The organism is Polaromonas sp., from assembly GCF_013817205.1.
Lineage (GTDB): Bacteria > Pseudomonadota > Gammaproteobacteria > Burkholderiales > Burkholderiaceae_C > Polaromonas.
Genome location: NZ_JACDDD010000109.1, coordinates 1 through 10,292 on the forward strand (window position 1 = coordinate 1; position 10,292 = coordinate 10,292).

The 10,292-nt window shown below is 63.4% G+C and carries 12 protein-coding genes; 1 reads left to right on the forward strand and 11 read right to left on the reverse strand.

All coding sequences use genetic code 11. The features are described 5' to 3' along the window. Nucleotides 1-155: 155 nt before the first annotated feature. The gene (locus H0W47_RS17405; protein WP_296926681.1) at nucleotides 156-1,940 is read right to left on the reverse strand and encodes a glutamine--tRNA ligase/YqeY domain fusion protein; all 1,785 of its coding nucleotides are present in this window, start codon (nucleotides 1,938-1,940) and stop codon (nucleotides 156-158) included. Nucleotides 1,941-2,088: 148 nt separating this feature from the next. Between H0W47_RS17405 and H0W47_RS17410 the strand changes: the two genes are divergently transcribed. Beyond that, nucleotides 2,089-2,523 carry a hypothetical protein gene (locus tag H0W47_RS17410; RefSeq protein WP_296926683.1) on the forward strand — a complete coding sequence of 145 codons (435 nt, stop codon included), beginning with the start codon at nucleotides 2,089-2,091 and terminating at the stop codon, nucleotides 2,521-2,523. Between the two features lie 70 nt (nucleotides 2,524-2,593). On the opposite strand, the gene H0W47_RS17415 is transcribed toward H0W47_RS17410, so the two are convergent. The 10 genes from H0W47_RS17415 to H0W47_RS17460 form a co-directional block, all read right to left on the reverse strand. Continuing rightward, nucleotides 2,594-3,184, reverse strand: a complete 591-nt coding sequence (locus H0W47_RS17415) for a DUF3455 domain-containing protein (protein WP_296926685.1) — start codon at nucleotides 3,182-3,184, stop codon at nucleotides 2,594-2,596. Between the two features lie 207 nt (nucleotides 3,185-3,391). Then, on the reverse strand, nucleotides 3,392-3,841 hold the full coding sequence (locus tag H0W47_RS17420) for a hypothetical protein (RefSeq protein WP_296926687.1): 450 nt from the start codon (nucleotides 3,839-3,841) through the stop codon (nucleotides 3,392-3,394). Between the two features lie 152 nt (nucleotides 3,842-3,993). Continuing rightward, a complete protein-coding gene (locus tag H0W47_RS17425; protein ID WP_296926689.1) occupies nucleotides 3,994-4,575 on the reverse strand; it encodes a DUF3455 domain-containing protein in 582 nt (193 codons plus the stop codon). A 257-nt stretch (nucleotides 4,576-4,832) separates the two neighbouring features. Continuing rightward, nucleotides 4,833-5,384: a DUF3455 domain-containing protein gene (locus H0W47_RS17430; RefSeq protein ID WP_296926699.1), complete on the reverse strand. Its 552-nt coding sequence runs from the start codon at nucleotides 5,382-5,384 to the stop codon at nucleotides 4,833-4,835. 241 nt (nucleotides 5,385-5,625) lie between these two features. After that, nucleotides 5,626-6,237 (reverse strand): DUF924 family protein, encoded by a 612-nt coding sequence (locus tag H0W47_RS17435; protein WP_296926690.1) that lies wholly within the window; start codon nucleotides 6,235-6,237, stop codon nucleotides 5,626-5,628. A gap of 30 nt (nucleotides 6,238-6,267) precedes the next feature. Next, nucleotides 6,268-7,116: a LytTR family DNA-binding domain-containing protein gene (locus H0W47_RS17440; protein WP_296926692.1), complete on the reverse strand. Its 849-nt coding sequence runs from the start codon at nucleotides 7,114-7,116 to the stop codon at nucleotides 6,268-6,270. Continuing rightward, complete coding sequence (locus H0W47_RS17445; protein WP_296926694.1) at nucleotides 7,113-8,156, reverse strand: sensor histidine kinase; 1,044 nt, start codon at nucleotides 8,154-8,156, stop codon at nucleotides 7,113-7,115. The genes H0W47_RS17440 and H0W47_RS17445 overlap by 4 nt, the downstream gene beginning before the upstream one ends. A 27-nt stretch (nucleotides 8,157-8,183) precedes the next feature. Then, nucleotides 8,184-8,483 carry a 2TM domain-containing protein gene (locus tag H0W47_RS17450; protein ID WP_296926696.1) on the reverse strand — a complete coding sequence of 100 codons (300 nt, stop codon included), beginning with the start codon at nucleotides 8,481-8,483 and terminating at the stop codon, nucleotides 8,184-8,186. Nucleotides 8,484-8,510: 27 nt separating this feature from the next. Beyond that, a complete protein-coding gene (locus H0W47_RS17455) occupies nucleotides 8,511-9,509 on the reverse strand; it encodes an alpha/beta fold hydrolase (protein WP_296926697.1) in 999 nt (332 codons plus the stop codon). Beyond that, entirely contained in the window at nucleotides 9,506-10,132 is a 627-nt protein-coding gene (locus H0W47_RS17460; protein WP_367265428.1) for a hypothetical protein, read from the reverse strand. Before H0W47_RS17460 ends, H0W47_RS17455 begins: the two co-directional genes overlap by 4 nt. Between the last annotated feature and the right edge of the window lie 160 nt (nucleotides 10,133-10,292).

Genomic DNA, 10,292 nt, shown 5'->3' on the forward strand with positions numbered 1-10,292 from the left:
TATCGGATATATACCTCCGGCAGAAGCTGAGGCAAACTACTACCGGCAACTCGCCAGTCAAGCCTCCACGGTGGAGGCATGACTTAAACCAAACAGCCTCCATGAAACCCGGGGCGATTCATGCCGACGATTGACCACAGAGTATGTGTCAGGTTTCATTTTGCCCAGCTGTCTTTCATCCCCGTCACCCGATTGAACACCGCTTTCCCCGCAGCGTGATCCTTCAAGTCAGTGACAAAGTACCCATGCCGCTCAAACTGAAAGCGCGTCCCGGCCGGCACATCGGCCAGTGAAGGCTCCACAAACGCCGTCACCGTTTTCAAGCTGCCGGCATTCAGCTCTTCCAGAAAATCCTTGTCGCCCGTGCCGGGATGTTCGACGGTGAAGAGGCGGTCGTACAAGCGCACTTCGGCTTGCACCGCGTCGTTGACGCCGACCCAGGTGATCACACCCTTGACCTTGATGGCGTCCGATCCCGGGGTGCCGCTTTTGGTGTCGGGAATCAGCTTGGCCTGAACTTCGGTGATCTCGCCGTTCGCGCCCCGGGTCGCGCCTGTGCATTCGATGACGTGGCCGTATTTCAGGCGGACCTTGTTGCCGGGGAATAAACGGAAGAAACCCTTGGGCGGTGTTTCCTCGTAGTCGGTGCGTTCTATCCAGACTTCCTTGCCGATCTTGAATTCACGCTTGCCCTGCTCGGGGTGGTGCGGGTGTACGGGGGCAGAGCAGTCATCGAGTACACCTGCGCCCATGACCTCGTCCCAATTCGTCAGCACCAGCTTGACGGGGTCGAGCACGGCCATGGCGCGGGGGGCGATGGGGTCCAGCGTGTCGCGCAGTGCGCCTTCCAGCGTGCTGTAGTCAATCCAACTGTCGCTTTTAGTAACGCCAATACGTTCTGCAAACAACTGGATGGCCTCGGGCGTGTAGCCGCGGCGGCGCAGGCCGACGATGGTGGGCATGCGCGGGTCGTCCCAGCCGCTGACGCGCTTCTCGTTGACGAGCTGGGCCAGCTTGCGTTTGCTGGTCAGCACATAGGTCAGGTTGAGGCGCGCAAATTCGTACTGGCGCGGGTGCGGGCTGGCGATGAGCCCGCCTTCGGCCAGCTTGTCGAGCAGCCAGTCGTACCAAGGGCGCTGGTCTTCAAACTCCAGCGTGCAAATGCTGTGCGTGATGTTTTCCAGCGCGTCTTCAATCGGGTGCGCGTATGCATACATCGGGTAAATGCACCATGTGTCGCCCGTGTTGTGGTGGTGCGCGCGTCGGATGCGGTAAATCGCAGGGTCGCGCAGATTGATGTTGGGGCTGGCCATGTCAAGCTTGGCGCGCAGCACGGCGGCGCCGTCTGCGAGCTTGCCATCACGCATTTCGCGGAAGCGGGCCAGGTTCTCCGCCGAGGTGCGGGCGCGGAACGGGCTGTTGATACCGGGCTTGACGAAGTCGCCGCGATTTTGGCGCATCTCGTCGGCGCTCTGCTCGTCGACATAGGCGTTGCCGGTTTCGATCAGGTACTCCGCAGCGCGGTACATGAAGTCGAAGTAGTCGCTGGCCTGATACAGGTTCATTTCACTGGCGTTATGCCAGTCAAAGCCAAGCCACTGGACCGAGTCTTTGATGGAATCGACGTATTCGGCGTCTTCCTTTTCGGGGTTGGTGTCGTCAAAACGCAGGTGGCACACGCCGCCATAGTCGCGCGCCAGGCCAAAGTTCAGGCAGATGCTTTTGGCGTGGCCGACGTGCAGATAGCCGTTGGGCTCGGGCGGAAAACGCATGCGGACTTTGGCCTGGTCGGGCTGGCCGGCCGCATGGTGGGCGGCGTCGCCGGGGCTGCCGCCCCACTTTCGCCCGGAATAGGTGCCTTTGGCCAGGTCGTTCTCGATGATCTGGCGCAGGAAGTTGCTGGTTTTGAGGGGTTCTTTGTCGGCGGGGGAGGCAGTCATGCGCTTGATTCTAGGGGGTGCGCATTTGTAAAGCCGGGCCGCAGCTTACTTTTGGAAACGCTCTTCACCGTGCGTGCGGTAGGCTAGCGAGGGCTCACGTCGTTTAATTTCCATTTGGGCACTCTGCCCGACGCAAGGAGAAAGCAAGATGATCAAGACAATCACCCATTCCGTATCGTCCGTCCGGACGCTGCTGATGGCAGGTGCAGCAGCCGTTGTGTCGGTAGCCGCGCTGGGTTTTTCGACCGGCGCGCATGCCCGCAGCGACGTCAATTTCTCGATCGGGGTGTCCACCCCGGGCGTGGTGGTCGGCGTGAGCAATGCGTACCCGGTTTACACCTCACCTGTGTATGGCTCGCCGGTGTATGGCTACCAGCCGCAACCGGTGTACATGCAACCGCAGCCGGTTTATGTCCAGCCGCGGCCGATTTACCGTCCTCACCCGATTTATGTGCAGGCGCCGGTTTACGTGGCGCCGCCCCCGGTGTATTACCCTGGGGGGCATCACTACCGCAACCATGGGCACCGCAGCCACGGCCATGGGCATCGTTACCACGGTTATGGGCACGGCTATTACCGCTAAGCCGGCTCGCCAGGCAACAAAAAAAGCCCGCAGGTTTGAAGCCTGCGGGCTTTTTCATGGAGGAAGGGGATCAAGAGCTGAGTTGGCGCCAGAACACATAGTCGGCCTCGTAGGGCACACGCACGCGCATGCCGAGCTCGGCCGCGCTGCAGTTACGTATGGAAGGCAGGCCGCCGAGGGTACGAACGCGCTGGATATAACTGATATTGTTCAAGGTGCCGGGCAGGGAGGATGGTTCGACCCGCGCGCGCTGAAGCGGCAGGTTGACAATGCCGTTGTCTACCTCGACAAATTCACGCACCGCAAGCTCGGAGCCGTCGCGGTGTACCCAGCTGCGTGCGCTGCGGGCCAGCGTGATGGTGTTGTTGAAACTGTCGCGCAGCTCGATGCTGCGGTCCAGTGGCAGCCAGGCGTACTGCCACGGTGAACGATTGGTCGCCTGGCATTCATATTGAAGCTGGCCGATGCCGCGTGCTTCCAGCACGGCCTGGTGGCCGGCAGGTACGCGGATGTCGCCAGGCAGGGCCGGTTGCTGGGTGAGGTACTCGCTCAGGGGCGGCCTGGGCGCCGAACAGCCGGCCATCAATGTCAGGGCCCCGGCGGCCAGCAGGAGGCCGACCATTTGGCTGACGGAAGAGCGCTTGCCAGTGTGTGTATTCAAGAGATTTCCCGGTGATGAAACCCGATAGTGGTGCGATCAGTGACTCGGCATCAGCTGATGTCAGGCCAGCCACGCCGACAAAGCAAATTCTGCGGACCTGAACGGTGGGCTGGCTGGCAACGGCTGAACAGGAACTGACGCCGGACAACGTGTCCAGCGGTGGGCGAAAAGCTGAAGTAGCGGTATGAAGGACTGATTTCAGCTCAGTCAAATCATGGTCTTACACGCAATGTCATAGGCGCTGTTGGCAGAACGGGCGCAATTCGTCACTGGCTTGCTCAGGCCGGCAGGCTTGACCACCAGGGTGTAACTGACTGTGTTTGCTGCACTGGCATAAAGCTGCGACCTTGTGGTGGTTGCCGCAGTCACCGGAGCTCCGGCGTTTTTGGCCAGTGTGGACAGTGCGGTGGCAGGCTCATCCGTGAGTACCCACTGCACTCGGCCGTCGGCCAGCACCACACGCTCGTACAGGACGCTGTCATGGCCGGTAGCCATCAGTGAAGCGGGCTCTGGCGTCACGGCGGCGCGCCGGTAAATGTCAGTGGTGGGGGGAGAGGAGGAGAAGGCTGCCATCATGGCGGCGGTGCCGGTGACGACCAGCAGCGTCAGAGCCAAGCCAATCGCCAATGCGCGAATTGTGTTGTGCGTGCTTCTCATGGCAATCACCTCTTTCAATTGTTGCTGCTCTGCTCTGCTTTACTCGTGAATTCAGTAGACGTCATCCAGCGGTTTAGCGGTGTAGGAGGTGGACCACAAAGAACGCAGGCGGGCTCCCTTGCCCGGCTGCTTTGAGGGTTTACCCCGATGTATCAACCTTGCCGCCAGAAGACGTAATCCGCTTGGTAGGGCAGGGTCAGCTTTTCGCCGTTGTTGGACGCGGCGCAGGGTTTGGTTTTTTCAACGCCGCCCTGGGTGTTGACGCGCTGGATGAAGCTGATGCCCTGCAGCGCGCCGGTACCCTTGGAAGGCTCTGCGCGCGAAAGCTGCAGGGGCAAGGTGTAGTCGCCATTGGGCGCCACCGAAATCTGCGTGCCGACAACGCTGGAGCCGTCAATGTGTTTGAAGGTGGCAGGGGGGCCGGAGTAGGCCACCACGTCTTTGCCGGTGCGGTCCAGCAGCTTGGCCTGCGGGCTGACCAGCACCCAGCCGTAGGGGCCGGCGGCAGTGGGTTTGCATTCGTAGTTGAGGATGCCGGTGGCGCGGGTTTCCAGGGCCACGCTGTTGCCAGCGGGCACCATCACAGCTTGGGGCAGGCGGTCCTGGCTGTGCATCTTGGGCAGCGGCGGTGGGCTTGAACAGGCCGCCATGATCAGCGCGGTGCCGGTGATCAGAAAAGTGGTGCCCAACAGGCTTTTGCCAGCAGTGCGAACGTGTGTGTTGGTGCTTCTCATTTGTTTTCCCCCGTGTGTTTTGTGCCAGATGTCAGTGGAGCGGGGAATGATGTAAGCGGTTGTAGGACGCCTGACCGGCATGCTGCAAGGCAAGCGCGCTCTTCGTGGTGCACCTGCCCCTGGGGCTGCGAACAGGGGAAAAAAGGCCCACAGGGCGCAGGGCGGCCTGTGGGCTAAAACCAGCTCCGCCTAACTTCAGAGCTGGCCGCTCACCATCTGTTGAGAAAGCGAGCTTCCCCGAGAACAACCGGCAGGGCCTACACGGCCTTGTAGAAGATGTAGTCGGCCTGGTACTTGACGATCTGTTTGGCATTCAGGTTGTCGGCAGTGCAGGGGGTGGCCGGGGCGACGCCGCCGCGCGTGTCTACACGCTGGATATAGCTCACGCCCTGCATGGCGCCGGAGCCCATGGCCGGGTTGCCCTTGACGAGCTGCAACGGAATGCTGCCGGCCATGGCGGTATTGGGCGCTACAGCGACCTGCACGGCGGTCAGTTTGGAGCCGTCCATGGCTTCCCAGGTGGCTGGTGGGCCGTAGTACTTGCCGACCTGTTTGCCGCTGCGGTCCAGCAGCCTGGCATCAGGACCAACGAAGACCCATTCGTACTGGCCGGCCATGTCCTTCTTGGCGCTGCATTGGTAGGTGATCTCGCCCATACCCACGGTTTCCATGACGACCCGGTTGCCGGCGGGTACCTGCACGGCGGCGGGCAGGCTGGCCTGCAAGTAAGTCGGCATCATGGGCGGCATGCTGCCGCAGGCGGCGATCAGCGAAACGGCGGCAGTGGCGATGGCGGTACGGATCATCATCATGGGTAACTCCTGCTTAAGTGAGAGGTGAGAGGTGAGCTGGCGGCTGCCAGTTGTTATTGACGTTCATGACCGGCCCCCCGCAGGGCCTCGTCATTGCGTCCTGTCGGGGGTACGCAGCGATGGGCGGCGCTGGATTCAAGTTGCGGGAGAAATCGTGGCAAATTTTCGTGGCGCTGGGGTTCGCCCGGCGCTGCGATTGCGGCTGCGGCTGCGATTGCGATTGCGATTGCGACTGTGGCTATTGCCCGAAGCGCGGGCCGTTTTTCAGAAACTCGTATTCCAGCGCCGAACTGGTGCGGTCCAGCGCATTGTTCCGGTAGGGAAAACGGCCCAGACGGGCGATGATGTCTCGGTGCTGTTCGGCAAAACGCAGGCTGCTGGTCAGCGTGTCCCGCAGGTCTTCGGGTGCTTCGGTGGCGAGCTTGCGAAAGCGCCGCACCCCTTCTTCCTGCAATGGCAGGTTTTCCGCGTGCATCAGCGGCATGTAGAGAAACACGCGGCCCACCCAGGGCAGCTCGGTGTCCATGCCCTGCGCGAGCGCGTCTGCCACCAGGCGCTGGGCACGCGCGTCGCCGGCGAAGGCCTGGGCCTGGCCGCGATAGATGTTGCGCGGAAACTGGTCCAGCAGGATCACCAGCGCCAGCCGGTCCAGCGGCCGGGCTTCCCATTCCGTCAGCCCGCCGACCAGCGCCTGTTCAACCAGTGCTCCGAAGCGGTCGGCGATCTGCTGGTCCAGCTCGGGTGTGCCGCTAAACCACTGCTTGCCCATATCGCTTGCGGGCCAGCCGGAGGCAAAGTCCTCACCGAGCCAGAATTCGAGGATGGCGGCAGGGGTCGCGGGTTCTGTCATGCGAATAATCCGAATAGTCCGAGTCGGGCGCTACATGGCCCGGAACTGTTGACTGTACAGGCGGCTGACGGCCAGTTTTTCCGGTCGGTCGCGCAGGCTCAGCGACAGCTTGCCGGCTTCATCGCGATGCACGCTGTCGATGGCATCGGCCTGCACCACGGTACTGCGGTGCACCTGCCAGAAGCGTTGTGGATCAAGCTGAGGCAGCAGCTCCTTGAGCGGGGTGCGTATCAGGTATTCGTGCGCCGCTGTCAGCACGCGGATGTACTTGTCGGCGGCTTCGAAATACAGCACCTCGGCAATCGGCACCATGCGGATGCTGCTGCCCACGCTGGCCTGGATGACCTTGAGCGCTGGCGCCGATCCGGCGGGTGCGGCGGGTGCGGCTGGTGCGGTGGCCGCCAGCAAATGCCGCAATTGCTCCAGCGCCTGGTCCAGGCTGGGGCTTTCGTTTGCTCCTGAATTTATAGCTGCTTGCGCCCGTGTCATAAGGGCTAGCTGCACTTTTGACACTGTTTTTTCGAGTCTGGCCGGTTGCACCGGCTTGAGCAGGTAGTCCACCGCCTGGGCCTCAAAGGCCTGCACCGCGTACTGGTCGTAGGCGGTGACAAACACCAGTGCGGGGAAGGGCGTGTCCTGCGGCCATTCATCGGCCAGCTCGGCTGCGGCTTCCAAACCACCCAGACCGGGCATGCGGATGTCAAAGAACAGCACGTCGGGCCGCAGCGCCAGCGCCTGCGTCACAGCCGAGGCGCCGTCGCCCACGGTGGCCAGCACGCGTAGCTCGGGCCAGGCGCGCGCCAGCTCGGCCTGCAACGCTTGCGCCAGCAGGGGCTCGTCTTCGGCGATCAGGGCGGTGGCAGGGTGATGGCTGGTCATGGTTTATAGGGAAATCGGGCTGTAGCCCTCGTCCCGCCTGCGCTGACAGCTACCAATTCGATAGCGCTTTGAGCGCCGTGGGTGCTGGCCAGGCGTTCGCGCACCTGTGCGATGCCAAAGCCGGTGCGCCCGCTTTCTGCCCCGGATAGGCCGATGCCGGTGTCGGTGACGTCCAGCACGATGTCCGCGCCCTCGACGCGCGCGCTGACGCTGATGCTGCCGCCTTCCACCTTGGGCTCCAGCCCGTGTTTGATGCAGTTTTCCACCAGCGGCTGCAGCAGCAAGGTGGGCACCGGGTGCTGCGTCAGCTCGGGTGGCAGGTCCAACGTATAGCTCAGGCGCGGGCCCATGCGGATGGCCATGAGTTCGAGGTAATCGCGAACCCGCTCAAATTCGTCCTGCAGGCTGTGCGTGGCCTGCAGCGAGGCACCCAGCGTGGCGCGCAGGTAGGCAATCATGTGGTCCAGCATGACCTGGGCGCGCGGCGGGTCGGTGGCGATCAGCGCGCGCAGGTTGGCCAAGGTATTGAACAGCATGTGCGGCTCAAGCTGGGTTTCCAGCAGCTTGAGCCGCGCCTCGCTGGCGTGCTGGCGCGCCTCGGTCATCTTGCGCTGCAGGTAGGCACTTTTGTTGATGGTATAAAAATAGAAGCTTCCGGCAATGCCGGCGATGGCGGTGATCAGGATGGAACTGCGAAGCTGGGCCGGGTCCTGGTGGCCGGCATCCGGTGGGTACCAGCCGTAGTACACACACAGGGCGTCAGCGATCCGGGTGCCGCCCAGGTAACCCGCCACGATGCCGCCCAGCACCAGCGCCAGGCCGGTCCAGCCTTGGGGCCAGCCGGTCTCGGCGCTGGAGGGAAGCATGTGGCGCCCCAGGTCGATCACGGCCCAAGTGATGGTAGCAATAAACAGCGAATACACCAGCGGTGGGCCGTAAGGCCGGTCCGGCATGAAGGCGTACTGGACGGTCGCGATCATCAGCGCAAAAGCCCACACCTGCAGAAGATGCCGCAGCTTGGAAACCCAGTCGATTTTCATGGAGCCGTACCGAGCCGGTTGGAGGGGTCAGAACGCATCGCGGCGCTCGCGCTGCAGCCGCTCGCGTTCTTTCTGCACCATGCGTTCGGTCAGCCCGTTGCCGGTGCCCAGCACAAACACCGAAATGCCGTGCAGCACCAGGCCGACGCCCCAGCCTAGCAGCGGGAAGAAGGACCAGCGCCGGTGGCCGAAGCCGTACTCGGAGTTTGCAAAAAGAAACAGGTTGATCGTGATGTAGACGGCCGCGTGGCTGTACCAGCCGAGCTTGGCGCCGGCGAGCTTGCGCGCGAGGCGGTCCATTTCTTCGGGGGACAGGGGCGTGGTCATCTCGGGGTACTGCGGGTGGGACTGATTCTAGGGGAGGCGCGCCTGCGGCTCCTGCGCCGCGCCGCTTATCACCTGCACCACGGCGCGTACTGCGGCGTCCTGGAGGGTCAGGCCCATGTGGTTGGTACCGGCAACCAGGGTCACGGTCACCGGTTTTTCGGCATCGGCGAACACCCCAGCAAAGCGGTCGGCATGAAACAGCTCGTCGTCCTTGCCAGCCACGATGTGCAGGACGCCGCGCGCGCCGCGGATGTCGCCCAGATAGTCGTGATGCGGCCCAAAGCTGGCGGCCAGCGTGTAGGAATAGCTGGGCGTGAGGAACTTGCGGGCCTCGTCGTCCAGGCCGAAATTGAGCACCGGCAGGTGGTTGAAGGCCGCGATGCCGGCCTTGTTCAGCAACTGCAGGCCGACCAGGCGAGCGACGCCCACCGAGGCCCAGCCGCCGTTGTCGGGGCGGGCCGTGGGCGCGTCAAAGCGCAGGTAGGGCGCCAGCAGCACATAGCGGTCGAACAGCGCTTGCCGCGAGCCGCCGGCGAAGCGCAGCACGAAGCCGCCGCCCGACGAAAACCCCAGCAGCGTGCTGGGCCCGGCGTGGGGAACGGCGCGCATGAAGTCTTCCACGTCGTCCTCCAGCTGACCGATGTAGCCGGCCTGGCCGCGTGGGCCGGAGTCGCCGTGGCCGCGCATGTCCAGTGCCGCCACCTCGAAGCCAGCGGCCGCCAGGCCCTGGGCCAGCACATGCATGCTGCGCCCGCGCGCCGACGAGCCGTGCACCAGCACCACGCGGCGGGCTGGGGTGGCCGCGCCTGCAGCCGGGTAGCGGTGCCAGGACAGGGCCGTGCCGTCGCGCGCCTGGAAGCGGCTGGCTCGCGGTACGGCGCTGAAGTCCACGTTGGCGAAGGGCTGGTTGATGCTGGCCAGTGGCGCAATCGGCGCGGGACCGCCAAAGGCGACGGCAGCGGCCAGCGCAGTGAGGACCAGCGCTACGGCGGTGAAGGTGGCAAGGGCAATGGATTTGCGGGTCATGGCAGCAGGTGCTTTCTGAAAAAGGCAGTAATTTTGCGGTCAACTTCGGGTAACACCGCACGGTCAAAGCGGGGCGGGTCGCCCAGCAGTTCAGCTGCGATCGTGCCGGGCTTGAACGGCGGAAGCGGTGAAAGCATGGTACCGTGGCCAGCGGTTGGCAGGTCGGCGATGACTTCGCACGATGCGCACACTGCGCGCACGGCATCGATGTGAAAACGCGGCACCTGGTTGATGTCTTTCTGCGCCACGACCAGGCCCAGCGGGATGCGCGGGGCGGCCAGCGAGGCCATGTCGAAGTCCGCGGCAAAGGGCACGCTGGCCACGATGGCTTGTACCCGCGCGTCGGTGTAGGTTTGCCAGGCGGCATCGTCAAAGCGCTGGCGGATCACGTTCAGCGCCACGGCTTTTTTGATACCGTCCAGAAAACCTCCGCTCGGACGGGTGATGAAGCCGACGCAGGAAGAAAAGTCGTCGGCAATGTGAGCCTCGCAGTGTTGCTTGAAGACCGCCGGCGACCAGCGCCCGCCTGCCAGGCTCAGCGCTGTATGCCCGCCGGCCGAGCCGCCGTACATGCCCACCTTGTCCAGCACCAGCAGCGGCGCAAAGCGCGCGTCTTGCGCCATGGTGTCGATGCTGCGCGACACTTCGGCCGGACGCAGCTTCCAGCTAACCCGGATATTTCATTAGCAGGAGTCGGCAGCCCCGTGCCGAAGCGCGTTGTCATTGGTGTTCGATGTCAATTGCAACCGGGGACTGCCAATGCCAAAGTGTACGCAAGAACGG